Origin of the sequence: Klebsiella huaxiensis (assembly GCF_003261575.2) — a bacterium.
Lineage (GTDB): Bacteria > Pseudomonadota > Gammaproteobacteria > Enterobacterales > Enterobacteriaceae > Klebsiella > Klebsiella huaxiensis.
In genome coordinates this window covers 3,443,179-3,459,820 of sequence record NZ_CP036175.1, presented here as the reverse complement: position 1 = coordinate 3,459,820, position 16,642 = coordinate 3,443,179, and the positions used below count along the sequence as shown (strand labels likewise).

At 53.3% G+C, this 16,642-nt stretch carries 14 protein-coding genes; 8 read left to right on the top strand and 6 right to left on the bottom strand.

What is annotated here, in order from left to right:
- The 4 genes from DA718_RS16635 to DA718_RS16620 all read left to right on the top strand — a co-directional run bounded on the left by DA718_RS16635 (position 1) and on the right by DA718_RS16620 (position 4,332).
- Positions 1–948 carry a carbohydrate kinase family protein gene (locus tag DA718_RS16635; protein ID WP_112217049.1) on the top strand — a complete coding sequence of 316 codons (948 nt, stop codon included), beginning with the start codon at positions 1–3 and terminating at the stop codon, positions 946–948.
- Positions 949–957: 9 nt separating this feature from the next.
- The gene (gene ydjG / locus DA718_RS16630) at positions 958–1,941 is read left to right on the top strand and encodes an NADH-dependent methylglyoxal reductase (protein ID WP_112217048.1); all 984 of its coding nucleotides are present in this window, start codon (positions 958–960) and stop codon (positions 1,939–1,941) included.
- A 136-nt stretch (positions 1,942–2,077) separates the two neighbouring features.
- The gene (locus tag DA718_RS16625; RefSeq protein ID WP_112217047.1) at positions 2,078–2,836 is read left to right on the top strand and encodes a DeoR/GlpR family DNA-binding transcription regulator; all 759 of its coding nucleotides are present in this window, start codon (positions 2,078–2,080) and stop codon (positions 2,834–2,836) included.
- A 137-nt stretch (positions 2,837–2,973) separates the two neighbouring features.
- On the top strand, positions 2,974–4,332 hold the full coding sequence (locus DA718_RS16620) for an MFS transporter (RefSeq protein ID WP_112217046.1): 1,359 nt from the start codon (positions 2,974–2,976) through the stop codon (positions 4,330–4,332).
- Between the two features lie 145 nt (positions 4,333–4,477).
- On the opposite strand, the gene pncA is transcribed toward DA718_RS16620, so the two are convergent.
- From pncA to sppA, 3 genes are all read right to left on the bottom strand, one after another.
- Positions 4,478–5,119: a bifunctional nicotinamidase/pyrazinamidase gene (gene pncA, locus DA718_RS16615; RefSeq protein WP_112217045.1), complete on the bottom strand. Its 642-nt coding sequence runs from the start codon at positions 5,117–5,119 to the stop codon at positions 4,478–4,480.
- A gap of 10 nt (positions 5,120–5,129) precedes the next feature.
- Positions 5,130–6,146: an asparaginase gene (gene ansA, locus DA718_RS16610; RefSeq protein ID WP_112217062.1), complete on the bottom strand. Its 1,017-nt coding sequence runs from the start codon at positions 6,144–6,146 to the stop codon at positions 5,130–5,132.
- Positions 6,147–6,278: 132 nt separating this feature from the next.
- Entirely contained in the window at positions 6,279–8,132 is a 1,854-nt protein-coding gene (gene sppA, locus DA718_RS16605) for a signal peptide peptidase SppA (RefSeq protein ID WP_112217044.1), read from the bottom strand.
- A 166-nt stretch (positions 8,133–8,298) separates the two neighbouring features.
- Here sppA and DA718_RS16600 point away from each other — a divergent pair, with 166 nt between their 5' ends.
- Entirely contained in the window at positions 8,299–8,850 is a 552-nt protein-coding gene (locus DA718_RS16600; RefSeq protein WP_112217043.1) for an NAD(P)H nitroreductase, read from the top strand.
- Positions 8,851–8,964: 114 nt separating this feature from the next.
- Here DA718_RS16600 and phoC read toward each other — a convergent pair whose 3' ends face one another.
- On the bottom strand, positions 8,965–9,711 hold the full coding sequence (gene phoC, locus DA718_RS16595) for an acid phosphatase PhoC (RefSeq protein ID WP_110273568.1): 747 nt from the start codon (positions 9,709–9,711) through the stop codon (positions 8,965–8,967).
- A 226-nt stretch (positions 9,712–9,937) separates the two neighbouring features.
- Here phoC and selD point away from each other — a divergent pair, with 226 nt between their 5' ends.
- Positions 9,938–10,981: a selenide, water dikinase SelD gene (selD, locus tag DA718_RS16590; RefSeq protein WP_112217042.1), complete on the top strand. Its 1,044-nt coding sequence runs from the start codon at positions 9,938–9,940 to the stop codon at positions 10,979–10,981.
- 4 nt (positions 10,982–10,985) lie between these two features.
- Complete coding sequence (locus DA718_RS16585) at positions 10,986–12,935, top strand: DNA topoisomerase III (protein WP_112217041.1); 1,950 nt, start codon at positions 10,986–10,988, stop codon at positions 12,933–12,935.
- Positions 12,936–12,980: 45 nt separating this feature from the next.
- On the opposite strand, the gene DA718_RS16580 is transcribed toward DA718_RS16585, so the two are convergent.
- Both DA718_RS16580 and DA718_RS16575 read right to left on the bottom strand, forming a co-directional pair.
- Positions 12,981–14,312 carry an MFS transporter gene (locus DA718_RS16580; protein WP_112217040.1) on the bottom strand — a complete coding sequence of 444 codons (1,332 nt, stop codon included), beginning with the start codon at positions 14,310–14,312 and terminating at the stop codon, positions 12,981–12,983.
- Between the two features lie 165 nt (positions 14,313–14,477).
- Positions 14,478–15,635: an L-talarate/galactarate dehydratase gene (locus DA718_RS16575; protein ID WP_112217039.1), complete on the bottom strand. Its 1,158-nt coding sequence runs from the start codon at positions 15,633–15,635 to the stop codon at positions 14,478–14,480.
- 103 nt (positions 15,636–15,738) lie between these two features.
- On the opposite strand from DA718_RS16575, the gene DA718_RS16570 reads away from it, so the two are divergent.
- The gene (locus tag DA718_RS16570; protein ID WP_112217038.1) at positions 15,739–16,626 is read left to right on the top strand and encodes a LysR family transcriptional regulator; all 888 of its coding nucleotides are present in this window, start codon (positions 15,739–15,741) and stop codon (positions 16,624–16,626) included.
- Positions 16,627–16,642 lie beyond the last annotated feature (16 nt).

Sequence of the window (16,642 nt, the reverse complement as noted above, 5' to 3'; positions counted from 1 at the left end):
ATGGATAAGATCGAGGTTATTTGTATAGGGGCGGCTATTGTTGATATTCCCTTGCAGCCGGTGAGTAAAAATATCTTTGATGTAGATTCTTATCCGTTAGAACGTATTGCTATGACCACCGGGGGAGATGCGATTAATGAAGCGACGATTATTTCTCGTCTCGGTCATCGTACCGCGTTAATAAGCCGGGTAGGTGATGATGCTGCGGGGCATTTTATTATTAACCACTGCCGTCGGGAGAATATTGATATTCAGAGCCTGAAACAGGATGCGGATATTGATACTTCCATTAACGTGGGTTTAGTCACAGCTGATGGTGAACGTACCTTTGTTACCAACCGCAACGGCAGCCTGTGGAAACTGAATATTAACGATATTGATTTTGACCGTTTCTCGCAGGCAAAGCTGCTGTCGTTGGCAAGCATCTTTAATAGTCCCTTGCTGGATGGCAAAGCGCTATCGGCTATTTTCACTCAGGCGAAAGCGCATAAGCTCATTATCTGCGCCGATATGATTAAACCGCGACTGAATGAAACGCTGGAAGATATCCGTGAGGCGCTGAGCTATGTGGATTATCTGTTTCCCAATTTTGAAGAGGCAAAACTGCTCACCGGGAAAGAGACGCTGGATGAAATAGCCGACAGTTTCCTGAGTTGCGGTGTGAAAACGGTAGTCATTAAGACCGGTAAGAGAGGCTGCTTTATCAAGCGTGCTGATATGAAAATGGAGGTCCCTGCGGTGTCGGGAATTACCGCCATCGACACCATCGGCGCGGGAGATAATTTCGCCTCGGGGTTTATCTCCGCGCTGCTTGAAGGCAAACCGCTTCGCGACTGCGCGCTGTTTGCCAACGCGACGGCGGCGATATCGGTACTTAGCGTGGGTGCCACAACGGGCGTGAAAAATAGAAAGCTGGTTGAACAACTTCTCGACGAATATGAAGGGTAATAGCGGCAGATGAAAATGATTCCTTTAGGCAGTACGGATATTACGCTCTCCCGCATGGGGCTGGGCACCTGGGCCATCGGCGGCGGTCCGGCATGGAATGGCGATCTTGATTTGCAGGTTTGTATCGACACCATTCTTGAAGCGCACCGTTGCGGCATTAATCTGATTGATACCGCGCCGGGCTACAACTTCGGTAACAGCGAAGTCATTGTTGGTCAGGCGCTGAAAAAGCTGCCTCGCAGCGAGATCGTGGTTGAAACCAAATGCGGCATTGTCTGGGAGCGGGAAGGTAGCTTGTTTAACAAAGTGGGCGACCGCCAGCTGTATAAAAACCTTACGCCTGAGTCGATTCGCGAAGAGGTAGACGCCAGCCTGCAACGACTCGGTATCGACAGCATTGATATTTATATGACCCACTGGCAGTCGGTAGAGCCTTGCTTTACGCCCATTGCGGAAACCATGGATACGCTTAACGCGCTCAAGAAAGAGGGGAAAATTCGCTCTATTGGCGCGGCGAATGTCGATGCCGGGCATATCAAGGAGTATCTCAAGCACGGCGAGCTGGATATCATTCAGGCCAAGTACAGCATCCTTGATCGGGCGCTGGAAGCTGAACTGCTGCCGCTTTGCCAGCAGAATGGCATCATCGTGCAGGTCTACTCACCGCTTGAGCAGGGGCTGTTGACCGGAACCATCACGCGGGATTATGTCCCTGGCGGTGCGCGGGCCAACAAAGTCTGGTTCCAGCGAGAAAATATGCTGCTCGTGATTGAGATGCTCGAACGCTGGCAGCCGCTGTGTGATAAATATCGCTGCTCGATCCCGGCGCTGGCGCTGGCGTGGATTTTAAAGCAGAGTGATTTAATCACCTTGTTAAGCGGGGCGACGGCACCTGAGCAAGTACGTGAAAACGTCGAAGCCCTGACGATCTCGTTAACCGATGATGATTCATTATTGATGAGGCGAATGGCAGAGGCGTTGGATACGAAATAAGAGTGATGTTACTAACCTCTGTTTCTGTGTAAAAGAGTATTGAAATCTGTGATTCAGACATGTTCTTTTGAAAATAAACATAGCCTGTGAGATACTAAGGTCTTATTATTACTTTGCAGGAAACAGAGGTGTCATCGTGGCGGCAAAAGACAGAATTCAGGCCATTAAGCAAATGGTGGCTAATGATAAGAAAGTGGTGGTCTCTAATTTAAGCTCAATTTTTCAGGTGACTGAGGAAACCATTCGCCGCGATCTGGAAAAGCTCGAAGATGAAGGTTTTTTGACCCGAACGTATGGCGGGGCAGTATTAAATACTACTGCGTTGTCCGACAATATTCATTTTTATAAGCGCGCAAAGTCTTTCTTTGAAGAAAAACAGATTATTGCTCACAATGCATTACCGTTTATTAAAAATAAAACCACTATGGCTGCTGATTCCAGCAGTACCGCCATGGAATTATTAAAGCTGCTCAAGGAAAGAAACGACCTCACGTTATTAACCAACTCGGCGGAGGCATTTCATGAACTGGCGCAGTCGGAAATTAAAGTAGTTTCTACCGGCGGTGAGCTGAATAAGAACACACTATCGTTACAGGGGCGGATCACCAAAGAGATTATCAGCCGCTATCATGTTGATATCATGGTGATGAGCTGCAAAGGCCTGGACATGCAGAGCGGGGCGCTTGACTCTAATGAAGCGGAGGCGGAAATCAAGAAGACGATGATCCGTCAGGCGACAGAAGTGGCCCTGTTGGTCGATCACTCTAAATTCGATCGTAAAGCTTTTGTCCAGTTAGTCGATTTTAGTCATATTAATTACCTTATAACCAATAAGGCGCCAGGTGCGGAATGGATAGCATTTTGTAAAGAAAATAATATTCAACTCGTTTATTAACTTTAATGCTGTTCGTATCAATATTATTTAGTTTGCACCTGGCAATGCCAAAAAATTAATGATGATGGATGGCGCGGCAAGTTTTACTCTGCCGCGATCGCCATACTTTATATTTTAGCTGAATTTGAGGCATCCAGATGGAACATTGTGACCCTATCGGCGCAAGATTAGATCGTTTACCCTTATCTCGATTTCATTTTCGTATTTTCGGCATTATTAGTTTCAGTTTATTAGTCACCGGTTTTCTTAGCTATTCCGGGAACGTGGTGCTGGCAAAATTAGTCAGCAACGGCTGGTCAAATAATTATCTTAATGCCGCATTTACCTCGGCGCTGATGTTCGGCTATTTTATCGGCTCGCTGACCGGCGGTTTTATTGGCGATTATCTTGGACGGCGCAAAGCGTTTCGCATGAACTTGCTGATTGTTGGGATCTCCGCAAGCGCGGCCTCCTTTGTTCCTAACATGTACTGGCTCATCTTTTTCCGCTGCTTAATGGGGACCGGGATGGGGGCGCTAATCATGGTTGGTTACGCCTCATTTACCGAATTTATTCCGCCTACCGTTCGCGGCAAATGGTCCGCACGACTGTCGTTTGTTGGTAACTGGTCGCCAATGCTATCAGCGGCAATTGGCGTCGTGGTTATTGCTTTTTTAAGCTGGCGGATGATGTTCTTGCTCGGCGGAGTGGCAATGCTGCTGGCCTGGTATCTGTCGGGGAAATATTTCATTGAATCACCCCGCTGGCTGGCGGGTAAGGGGCAGCGAAGCGCCGCGGAAAAACACCTCCTGGAAGTGGAAGCGCAAATCGAGAAAGAGAAGAGTATTGTCTTGCCAGCTTTCCAGAATAGCGAACTGAAGGCGGACGAGTACCCGGAAAGCGGTTCCTTCTGGCTATTGTTTAAAGGGCAGATGCTGCAACGGACGCTGGTGGCGATTACCGTGCTGATCGCGATGAACATTTCGCTCTATACCATTACGGTGTGGATCCCGACGATTTTTGTTAACTCGGGGATCGATGTGACGAAATCTATTTTTATGACCGCGATTATTATGATTGGCGCACCGGTAGGAATATTTATCGCCGCGCTGATTATTGACCGTTTTCCGCGGCGATTATTTGGCTCATCGCTGTTGATTATTATTGCGCTGCTCGGTTATTTCTATTCGATTCAAACCGAAGAGTGGGCCATTTTAAGCTATGGCCTGGTGATGATCTTTTTCCTGTATATGTACGTCTGTTTTGCCTCTGCGGTGTATGTGCCGGAGCTGTGGCCTACGCATCTCAGATTACGTGGTTCGGGCTTTGTTAACGCGGTGGGGAGGATCGTCGCGGTATTTACTCCCTATGGTGTGGCCGTATTGCTGACCCGCTATGGCTCGATTACGGTCTTTATCGTTCTCGGCGTGATGCTGGTGCTCTGCGCGCTGATTCTGTTTTGCTTTGGCATCGAAACGCGCAAAGTGTCGCTGGAGGAGATTTCGAGCCTTGGATGATGCTTTGCCGGTGTCCCGGAGGCGATGCTGCGCATCTGTCTGGGCTACCAAACCGCGCGGACTGGTAGCCCGGGCAAGGCCCTTTGCGCTGCCCCCGGGAGAAAGATCGCACGGTGTCAATATTGAGGTCTGACACCGACAGATTTTACGCCTGAGTTTCTTCCCAGTCTGCCAGCGTATACAGCGTCGCGCCCGCCGCCGACATTTCCATAAACGCGTGTGCGCTGTCCTGTGGCTGAATATTTACCCCGCGACAGCCGTCGGTAATCACGTTGACGGAATAGCCCAGATTCAGCGCATCAAGCACGGTAAACTTCACGCAGTAGTCGGTCGCCAGGCCAAGTACGGTTAGCTCGTCAATCCCGCGCTCGCGTAACCACGCGTCAAGCTGCGTTTTCTGCCGATGACCGTTATCAAAAAAGGCGCTATAGCTATCAATAACCGGGTTTTCGCCTTTATGGAACACGGCAGCAATATCCTGCTGTTTAAGCAGCGGATGCAGCGCCGCGCCTTCGCTATTCTGGATGCAGTGATCCGGCCAGAAGGTTTGCGCGAGGCCGTCAAGTTCACCCTGCGTATAGGGCTCAACCTGATGCTGGCTGGCAAAGCTGCCATGATTCGCCGGGTGCCAGTCCTGGCTGGCAACTACCGTTTCTCCCCGTGCCAGACTCCATTCAATAAGCCGATTGGCGATGTCCACCGTACTATCGCCCTGCGGGACGGCAAGCGCACCGCCGGCGCAAAAATCGTTCTGTAAATCGACCAGTAACAGCGCGCGCTGGGTCATGTGCATCTCCTTACTCATCGGGGGTCAGTTCGCCACGCAGGTTTTCCTGCATCGCGCTACGGATAGCCGCAACGTCCAGATTCTGGCTCAGCAAATAGTGTAGCTTGGTCAGCGTGGCTTCAACGGTCATATCGAAACCGCTAATCACGCCTGCTTGCGCAAGGGCATTACCGGTGGCATAACCGCCCATATTCACTTTGCCGGACATACACTGGGTCAAATTAATCACCACGATGCCGCGCTGGCTGGCTTCGGTCAGCACCTGGATAAACTCGCCGTTTTGCGGAGCGTTACCTACACCATACGAGCGCAGAATGAGCGCTTTTACCGGCTGGAGCAGGAAGTTGCGTACTACATCGGCGGAAATACCGGGATAAATCGTTACCACGCCAATCGGTTGCGGGGTAATTGGGTGAACGATTAGCTCGCCCACGCCGTGCGGGGCCGGAGGCGTACCGAGGCGGCGGATATGGATCCCCGCTTCCAGCAGCGGCGCGAGGTTCGGCGACGCGAAGGCATTAAAACCATCGGCATGAGCTTTGGTGGTGCGGTTACCACGATAGAGGCGGTTATTGAAGAACAACGACACTTCATTAATCGGGTAGTTGGCGGCGACGTACAGCGCGTTAAGAAGATTAATCTGTCCGTCAGAGCGCAGCTCGGCCAAAGGGATTTGTGACCCTGTCACAATGACTGGTTTCCCCAGATTCTCCAGCATGAAGGAGAGCGCCGAGGCGGTAAACGCCATAGTATCCGTACCGTGAAGGATCACGAAACCATCGTACTGGTCATAGTGGTCGCGAATATCGTCGGCGATATGCTGCCAGTCCTCCGGCGTCATATCGGAAGAGTCCATCAGCGGGGCGTATTCATGGATGGTAAAGTCCGGCATCTCCGGGCGGTGGAACTCGGGCATTAACGCCAGCTGGCGCTGTAAATGACCGGAAACGGGAATGTAGCCGTGTTCAGAACGCTGCATACCAATGGTGCCGCCGGTATAGGCAACGTAAATAGATTTCTTCTGCATAGCATCGCTTAGGTTATACATGGACCGGCGAAGTATATACCCGACACGCTGCAAGTTGCATGTGCGTTGGCTGCTTTCGTGTGTAATGGATGAAGTGTATAAATGCCGCCCCGTGATTGGGGCGGCAGAGGATTAACGAATATTGGCGCAGGTTAAGCAGAAAGCGTAACGGTTTTGCGGATCGTTGAACGCCGCCAGCTTGTCGCTCTCGGTTTTCACCGCGTTAGCCGCCGCGGCTACCGGCGCAGGCAGATACGCCTGTACTGCTGCCGGCAGCGCTGCGCGGACCGAACCGGTCAGGCTATCTACCATCATTGAGAAGAAAGTGGGATCTTCCTGATAGTAATTGATATGCCACTGTTTCAGCTTCGCCAGCTCTGCAGCTTTCGCCACTGCGTCGTCGAAGTCGCCGAGGCCATCGACCAGGCCGTTAGCCTTCGCATCTTCACCCGTCCAGACGTGGCCCTGAGCGATTTGGTCAATTTTTTCCGGCGTGCTCTTACGCGCGGTCGCCACCAGGGTGATGAAGCGCTTATAGCCATTTTCGATGGTCAACTGCATCAGTTGCTGCACTTCTGGCGGCAGGGCTTTGGTGGTGGAGACATCGGCCAGCGGCGAGGTTGCCACGCCGTCGGTGTGTACGCCAATCGACCCCAGCGTATTCTCGACGGTATTAATCACCCCAAAGATACCGATGGAGCCGGTGAGGGTGCTTGGGTTCGCCACAATGTAATCCGCCGGGGTTGAGATCCAGTAACCGCCGGAAGCGGCCATGCCGCCCATGGAGACGACGACGGGTTTACCTGCCGCTTTTGCCGCAGCCAGCTCTTCGCGAATCACCTCTGAGGCGCTGACGCTGCCGCCAGGGCTGTTGACCCGCAGAACGATAGCTTTAACTTTCGGATCCAGACGCGCATCGCGGATTTGTGCGGCGGTGGTATCGCCACCAACGTTACCCGGCGTTTCTTCGCCATCCATTATCGCGCCGTTAGCAAAGATAACTGCAATCGCGGAGCCCTGATCGGCAGGCGTTTTCACCGTGTAATCGTAGTAGCTGATAGCGCTGTAGTTGTTATCCGCTTTGCTCCAGCCAAACTGCTTGGTCAGCGCTTTTTCCACATCCGTGGAGGTGCCCAGCTCATCAACCAGCTTGTTATCCAGCGCATATTTTGCCGTGTCGCCATCGACTTTACGCAGTCCGTCAATCACGCCCTGAGCGCCGGGGAACAGCTGCTGAGTGGTAATCTGGCGGTTAGCGGCGATGGTGTTGAGGTAGTTTTGCCACAGCTCACCAATCCAGCGGCTATCCGCTTCGCGCGCCGCCGGAGACATATCGTCGCGGATAAACGGTTCTACCGCTGACTTATAGGTGCCGACGCGGAAAACGTGGGTCGAGACTTTGAGCTTGTCGAGCAGGGATTTATAGTACAGGCCGTTGGTGGCAAAACCGTGCAGATCTACTTCGCCCTGCGGTGAGAGCCAGATTTTATTGGCGAAGCTGGCCAGATAGTACTGACCCTGGCTGTAGCTGCTGCCAACGGCATAAACTGGCTTACCGCTGTCGCGGAATTCGCGCAGCGCTTTGCCGATATACTGCATCGAGGGCTGATCGCCACCAGCAAAATTCTTCAGATCCAGCACGATACCGGTGATGTTCCGGTCATCTTTCGCCTGACGAATGGTTTGCACAATATCGAACAGTGAGTTTTCCTGCAGACGATCGGAGCTGGCGCCAAACAGCTGACGACCAATAACCCCTAGTTTGCTGCTGGCTGAAGGTTTATCGACCACCACGCCGGTGATATCCATCAACAGCGCGCCGCGAGTGGTGTGTTCCGTTGTGGTGGTGCTGAACTGGGCCCAGATGCCGACGCAGGCCAGCACCAGCACCAGGAAAACCACGTTCAGTGCGAGCTGGCGAATGAAGTTGAGTACTCGCCATGTCCATTTAAAAATTCCGGCGAGCAGTCGCCAAAGAGTTCGCATGTATTCTCCCTAAGCATTATCAAAAATGGGCGAGCCGCAAGGGCCGCCGCGTCTGGCTATCCTAAAGAGAGTGCCGACGGTTGTCAGCAGGAATCACCCATCGGGCTGTAACAAAATCCTTGCGCATGTTAATTTTATGAAAAATCACATCACAGGAGTTACACAGATGGATGCTCTCGAACTACTGGTTAATCGCCGCAGCGCTTCACGTCTGATTGACCCGGCCCCGGCAGGTGAACAGCTGGAAAATATCCTTCGCGCTGGCCTGCGCGCGCCGGACCACGGAACGCTGCAACCGTGGCGTTTCTTTATTATTGCCGATGAAGGGCGCGAGCGCTTTAGCCAGCTACTGGAAAAAGGTGCGGTGGCGGCAGGAGCAGATGAGAAGGCGATTGAGAAGGCCCGTAGCGCGCCGTTTCGTGCACCGCTGATTATTACCGTGGTGGCACACTGTGAAGATCACCCTAAGGTGCCGAAGTGGGAACAGGAGATGTCGGCGGGGTGCGCGGTCATGGCCATGCAGATGGCGGCCGTCGCGCAAGGCTTTAACGGCATCTGGCGCAGCGGTGCGTTAACCGAGAGCCCGGTAGTACGTGAAGGCTTTGCCTGTCGTGAGCAGGATAAAATTGTTGGTTTTCTCTATCTGGGGACGCCGCAACTCAAAGCCTCAACCAGCTTCGCGCTGCCGGATACCACGCCGTTTGTGACGCACTTCTAACTGCATCCGCGTTTTGCCGGGTGGCGGCTAGCGCCTGACCCGGCCTGTGCTTTGGAACCGTAGCCCGGACAGGGCGCGTCAAGCGCCGTCTCCGGGGTTCCAACGGCGACGAAGTTACTTCTGCTGTTTAGCGAATTCGTCTTTCGCTTTCTGCAGCTGTTGCTGGAAGGCCGGATTGGTATGCAGCGTGGCGACCACTGCCGAACCGACAATCCGCGCCGCGTCTACGTCGCTCTGCCAGTGATAACCGCAAATAACCCGGCTCTCACCCAGCTCAAATCCGCGTTTAAGAATTTCGTTTTGCCGCTGTGGATTGACCTCAGCCAGCACCAGCGCCGTGGCCCAGCCGATAGAGGTGTGGCCGGAAGGATAGGAGCCGTTTTTCGACAGCGCATCCTGTTCCGTGGTGTTACAGGTGGCGACGCCGTAAAACGCAAATGGCCGAATACGCATATACTTCTCTTTCGCGCCGCGCGTCGCCAGGTCCCCGGCATCTTCAATCATATTGGTCAGTAACTTATGCAGCTCCGGCGCATCTTTCGCGGTAATGGGCGAACCGAAGGCGCCAGAGAAGGCATTGGCCACGCCGCCGCCGCTCAGATTCGCGTCTTCCACGGCTAATTTACCGCGCTCGGTGCCGCGCAGCAGACGGCCTTTTTCATACATCGCCTGATCGTTTAAAAATGCGATGCTTCCTACTTCCGGTGGCGGTGGCAGCAGCGCCAGGCTATCAATGGCCTGAGCATTGGTCAGATAGTAGAGATCGGGTTTAGTGGTGACGTCGTTACCGGCTGGAGCCAGGGCGAAAGCGTTAATGGAGAAGAAACTGGCCAGGCAAAGGGCGAGAACGCGCTTTTTCATTAAAATTTCCTTACGTTGTTATATGTCCAGATGAAACAGAATTATTTTTGTCACATTTCTGTCATTTTTTAGTAGAGGTTAAAATGGCGTTAAAAAAAGGGTTCTGTATCGCAAAATCGGTTTTTTGTCTGCTTAATGAGCAACTATGCGCGATTTAGGACTGTCGTACTTATCACCTTGGCATTTGGGCGCTACCATAGCGGGATTGCAATGACAGGAGATGTCCATGAGCGAGCAAGCTATTCGTTTAACGCAATACAGCCACGGAGCCGGTTGCGGGTGTAAAATTTCCCCTAAAGTGTTGGAAACGATTCTGCAGAGTGACCAGGCGAAGTTTATCGATCCGAATCTGCTGGTGGGCAATGAGACCAGCGATGATGCAGCCGTATATGACCTCGGCAACGGCACGTCAATTGTCAGCACCACCGACTTTTTTATGCCGATCGTCGATAGCCCATTCGACTTCGGGCGCATTGCCGCCACCAACGCCATCAGCGATATTTTCGCGATGGGCGGTAAACCGATCATGGCGATCGCCATTCTCGGCTGGCCGATTAATACCCTGGCACCGGAAATCGCTCGTCAGGTCGTCGATGGCGGGCGCTTTGCTTGCCAGCAGGCGGGCATTGCTCTTGCGGGCGGCCACTCGATTGATGCCCCGGAACCTATTTTCGGTCTCGCGGTGACCGGCGTGGTGCCGACCGAGCGGGTGAAGAAAAACAGCACCGCTCAGGCAGGCTGCAAACTGTATCTCACTAAACCGCTGGGTATCGGCGTGCTGACTACCGCCGAGAAAAAATCGCTCTTGAAGCCTGAGCATCAGGGGCTGGCGACGGAAACCATGTGCCAGATGAACCTCGTTGGTTCAGCGTTTGCCAACATTGAAAGTGTAAAAGCGATGACCGACGTCACCGGCTTTGGGCTGCTTGGCCACCTGAGCGAAGTGTGCCGTGGCGCGGGTGTACAGGCGCAGCTAACTTACGCCGATATCCCGAAACTACCTGGTGTGGAAGCGTATATTGCAGCGGGCGCGGTGCCGGGCGGTACCGGGCGTAACTTTGCCAGCTACGGTCATCTGATGGGCGAAATGCCGCCAGAGTGGCGCGATTTGCTGTGCGACCCGCAGACCTCCGGCGGTCTGTTGCTGGCGGTAACGCCGGATGCGGAAGCTGAGGTTCAGGCCGCGGCGGCTGAGTACGGTATTACGCTTGCCGCCATCGGCGAGCTGGTCACCGCCCGCGGCGGTCGCCCAATGATCGAGATCCGTTGATTTCATGCGGCTGTTTATTGCGGAAAAACCAAGTCTCGGGCGCGCCATCGCTGAGGTGCTGCCAAAGCCGCATCGCAAAGGCGACGGCTACATTGAGTGCGGTGACGGACAGGTGGTCACCTGGTGTATCGGCCATCTACTGGAGCAGGCGCAGCCTGACGTCTATGACGGGCGCTATGCGCGCTGGAACCTGCTCGACCTGCCCATCGTGCCTGAGAAGTGGCAGCTTCAACCCAAACCGTCTGTGACCAAACAGCTTAACGTGATTAAGCGCCTGCTCGGTGATGCCCAGGAAGTGATTCACGCGGGTGACCCGGACAGGGAAGGTCAACTGCTGGTAGATGAGGTACTGGATTATCTGCAGCTGGCGCCGGAAAAGCGCCAGCAGGTACAGCGCTGCCTGATTAACGACCTTAACCCGCAGGCGGTAGAGCGGGCGATAAACCGCCTGCGTGCCAACAGTGAATTTATTCCGCTGTGCGTCTCGGCGCTGGCCCGCGCTCGCGCCGACTGGTTGTACGGGATCAACATGACTCGCGCCTATACTATTCTCGGTCGTAACGCGGGTTATCAGGGAGTGTTATCCGTCGGGCGCGTGCAGACTCCGGTGCTTGGCCTGGTGGTGCGCCGCGATGAAGAGATTGAAAACTTCGTCGCTAAAGATTTCTTCGACGTGAAGGCGCATATCGTCACGCCGAAGGATGAACGCTTTGTCGCTAACTGGGTACCAAGCGAAGCCTGTGAGTCATATCAGGACGAAGAGGGGCGCTTGCTCCACCGCCCGCTTGCCGAACACGTTGTTAAGCGCATTGAAGGCCAACCGGCGACGGTGACCGCTTATAACGACAAGCGGGATTCCGAGCCTGCGCCGCTGCCGTTCTCGCTTTCCGCGCTACAGATTGAAGCCGCGAAGCGCTTTGGTTTTAGCGCGCAGAACGTGCTGGATATCTGCCAGAAGCTGTATGAAACCCACAAACTCATTACCTATCCGCGTTCGGATAGCCGCTATCTGCCAGAAGAGCATTTTGCCGGTCGTCATGCGGTGCTGAACGCCATTAGCGTGCACGCGGCAGACCTGCTACCGCAGCCGGTGGTGGACCCGGAGATCCGCAACCGCTGCTGGGATGATAAAAAGGTCGATGCGCACCACGCTATCATTCCCACCGCGCGCAGCTCACAGGTGAAGCTCAGCGACAACGAAGAAAAGGTCTACGGCCTGGTTGCTCGTCAGTACCTGATGCAGTTTTGCCCGGATGCGGTGTTTCGCAAATGCCAGATCGATCTCGATATCGCCAACGGCAAATTTATCGCCAAAGCCCGTTTCCTGGCGGAAGCCGGTTGGCGAACGCTGCTGGGCAATAAAGAGCGCGATGAGGAAAACGATGGGACACCGCTGCCAGTGGTGGCTAAAAATGACGAACTGTTGTGCGAAAAGGGCGAAGTCGTGGAACGTCAGACCCAGCCGCCGCGTCATTTCACCGATGCGACGATTTTGTCGGCGATGACCGGGATAGCCCGCTTCGTGCAGGATAAGGATCTGAAGAAGATCCTGCGTGCGACGGATGGTCTGGGTACGGAGGCAACCCGCGCCGGGATTATCGAGCTGCTGTTTAAGCGCGGTTTCTTAACCAAGAAGGGGCGCTATATTCATTCGACCGATGCCGGGAAGGCGCTTTTCCATTCGCTGCCCGAAATGGCAACCCGTCCGGATATGACCGCCCACTGGGAGTCGATCCTGACGCAAATCAGTGAAAAGCAGTGCCGCTATCAGGACTTTATGCAACCGCTGGTAGGCACGTTGTTCCAGCTTATCGACCAGGCGCGCAGTACTCCGGTACGCCGCTTCCGCGGCATTGTCGCGCCGGGCGATGGTAAGAAGAAGAGCGTTCCTCGCAAGCGTACGGCGAAGAAATCCCGGCCAGCGGATGAGACGGGCGGAGAGGCGACAGCATGAGTTTTCTGCCCCGGCAGTTGGCATCGCCGGGGCAGAAAAAGGATGTCAGGAGCGTAATTCCACTCGTGAAATTTTACCGACAACCAGCAGATAGCAGAGCATTGCTGCTACCGCAGATGCGCTGACAAAAACCAATGCGCTATTGAACGAGTGCAATTCTTTAACTAAATAGCCGATCACCAAAGGCGTGACGATAGATGCGACGTTACCGAAGGCGTTAAACATTCCTCCGCACATCCCTGCGGCTTCTTTCGGCGCCATATCGGAAATCACCGTCCAGCCCAGCGCGCCGAATCCTTTGCCGAAAAAGGCCAACGCCATAAGGATGATGACCAGTATTTCGTTATCCGTGTAGTTACAGAGTATCAGTGAAGTTGCGAGTAGCATCCCGGCAACAATAGGAATTTTACGCGCGGCGGTCAGGCTGAGGCCTTTCTTTAATAGCCAGTCGGAACAAATGCCACCGGAAATGCCGCCTATGAAGCCGCAAATTGCAGGGATCGAGGCAATAAAGCCTACTTTAAGAATAGACATTCCTCGCTCTTGTACCAGATAAACGGGAAACCAGGTCAGAAAGAACCACGTAATAGTATTAATAAAGTACTGACCAAAAAATACCCCCATCAGCATGCGGCTGGAGAGCATTTGTTTCATCGCCCTCCAGCCAGCACGCGGTACTTTGGGACGGGCGCTTTTCATATCCATATCGATAATTGCGCCACCCTGGGTGATATAATCCAGCTCCTTTTGGGAAATATACGGATGTTCTGTCGGGTTATAGACAAATTTTGACCAGATAATGGTCAGGATAAAACCAATCACGCCCATTACCGTAAAAACATGCTGCCAACCCCATGCGTAGGTCAGCCAGCCTAATAGCGGTGAGAATAACGCGAGAGCGAAATATTGACCGGCGTTAAAACAGGCTGACGCGGTGGCGCGCTCATGTGTCGGAAACCAGGCGGCGACGATGCGAGCATTGGCCGGAAAAGAGGGCGCTTCAGAGAATCCAAGCATAAACCGGAGCAGAAATAGCGTCGTGACCATGGAAACGGCAGGTACAAATTCAACAAAGCCCTGCAAAAAGGTGAACAGCGACCAGAAAAACAGGCTCCATGTATAAACCTTTTTCGAGCCGTATTTATCCAGTAGCCAGCCACCGGGGAGCTGCATCAGAAGATAAGCCCAGCCGAAGGCGGAAAAAATGAGTCCCATATCACCGGGATCCAGACCCAGCTCACTGGCAACGGAACTCCCGGCAATAGATAATGTTGCGCGGTCCGCGTAGTTAACGGTCGTAATTAAAAAAACGATAATTAATATAATATATCGGGTATGACTTTTTTGTTTTGCTATCGGCGTTGTAGAGTCGCTCATTGGGTACCTCGGATAAAGGTCAGTATTTGGTTTTAATATTCTGTGCCATTGTTTTTAATAAAAGGATGGGGCGTATTCAGACCTTCCCCATCAAGGAAAATAAAAAGAGAAAAATTAAAATTGCCAGTACTTATGCTGAGATTCAGGGTGACAGAATTTTTCTATTTACCTCCTCGGATTCGTTTCAAAGCGGGCAACGGTCCAGGCCGTCGTTTGCTCGTGCAGCGTTAGCCCAAGACCATGGCGGTCAGGAACGATCATATGACCGTCGCGTATTTCCAGACGCTCGTTGAATACCGGTTCCAGCCATTCGAAATGTTCGACCCAAGTTTCATGCGCGTATGCTGCGGCCAGGTGTAGATGAATTTCCATAACAAAATGCGGAGCCATCATCAGACCATAATCTTCCGCCATATTCTGGACTTTCAGGAATGGCGTGATGCCGCCGATGCGTGGCGCATCGTGCATCACAAGGTCGACGGCGTTGCTGCGGATATAGTCGGCCACTTCTCTGGCGCTGGTCAGCATTTCCCCGGTACCAATCGGTGTATCAAGCTGCGAAGAGAGCATTTTGTGGCCTTCGATATCCCAGGCATCGAGCGGCTCTTCAATCCATTGCAGATTGAACTGCTCCATTGACCGCCCCATTCGTAATGCCGTTGTCCGATCCCACTGTTGGTTAACGTCGACCATCAGAGGAGTATCATCCCCCAGATGCTGGCGAATCGCCGCAACGCGAGCCAGGTCGATACGCCGGTCGGGATGACCGACTTTCATTTTGATGCCACCGATGCCTCGAGCGAGAGATTGGGCGGATTTATCCAGAATCTCGTCAACGGAGGCTTGCAGATAGCCACCTGAAGTGTTGTAGCAGCGTACCGCATTGCGCTGCGCGCCGAGCAGTTTGGCCAGAGGTAATCTGGCTCGTTTGGCTTTGAGATCCCACAACGCGGTATCAAAAGCGGCAATCGCCTGCGGGCCCAGGCCGCTACGGCCAATGGAGGCTCCGGCCCACAGCATTTTGTTCCATAAGCGAGCGATATCGTTAGGGTCTTCCCCCACCAGCAGAGGGGCGATTTCCCGCGCGTGGGCAAACTGTGCCGGGCCGCCGGTACGTAGCGTATAGGTGAAGCCAAGACCCTTCAGGCCTTCCTCCGTTTCAATCTCAGCAATTAACAAGGCGACATCTTGCAGCGCATTTTGCCTGCCGGTGAGGACTTTTGCGTCACTGACGGCGGTCGTCAGCGGGACGGTTACGGAGGAGAGTTTGACATTGCAGATCGGATCTACCGGGGTAGAAACAGGGTTTTGTAATCCAGACATAGATAAACCTTTTATGGTGTGAATCAGGGCTTTACCAGAGTGCAACGAACGGTTCATACTGTCTAATCCAATTAGAGGATTGATTTATACCGGGTTTGTATAAATGTTTGAGTTGAGCCAGCTACGTTTCTTTATGGCGGTAGCCACCGAGTTGAACTTCTCGCGCGCAGCACGGCGCTTAAATATGACCCAGCCGCCGCTCAGCAGGCAGATCCAGCTTCTTGAGCATCAGTTGGGCGTTGAGCTGTTTGAGCGTTCGACGCGCTCGGTTGTATTGACCGCCGCAGGAAGGCGTTTTTTGGTCGAAGCGCAGGACTTGCTACAGCGTGCGCATACCGCGACTTTGACGGCGCAAAAAGTCTCCAGGGGCGAGGTTGGAGCGCTAACGATAAGCTTTGTTTCAAGTGCGGTTTATGCCTTTCTGCCGCGGACGATTGCCGAAGTAAAACGGCGATTCCCGCAAATAGACATCGCGCTCAAAGAAATGACGACTAGCGAACAGTTCGAGGCTCTGCGCCTGCGTCAATCTGATATTGGTATTGTTCGTGCACCGTTGGTGCTGCCTGGCGTGAAGACCGAGCTGTTAATCAAGGAGCCGTTTGTCCTGGCGCTTCCTCGCGATAATATTCTGGCGCAGTGTGAATCTCTTGTATTGGCCGACCTTGAGAAACAGCCGCTCATTATGTATGCCATGACCTCCTGGCAGCCTTTTTATGAGCTATTAACAGGGATGTTTCGCTCTGCGGAGATCCAGCCAGAATATGTGCAGTATCTGGAGTCGACGCTGACAATTTTGTCGCTGGTTAATGCCGGAATTGGCTGTGCGCTGGTACCAAAGAGTGCGACGAGTATTATTTTTTCAGAGATGGTTTATCGGCCTGTTGCTCTTCCCGCAGGGATCGAAAGTCGACTCTGGCTGGCGTGGCGGGAGGATAATGATAACCCGGCATTTAAAGTGGTTCTGGATGCGATACGTGAGGCTGTAAGATAATTACGCTCTAAGCGCA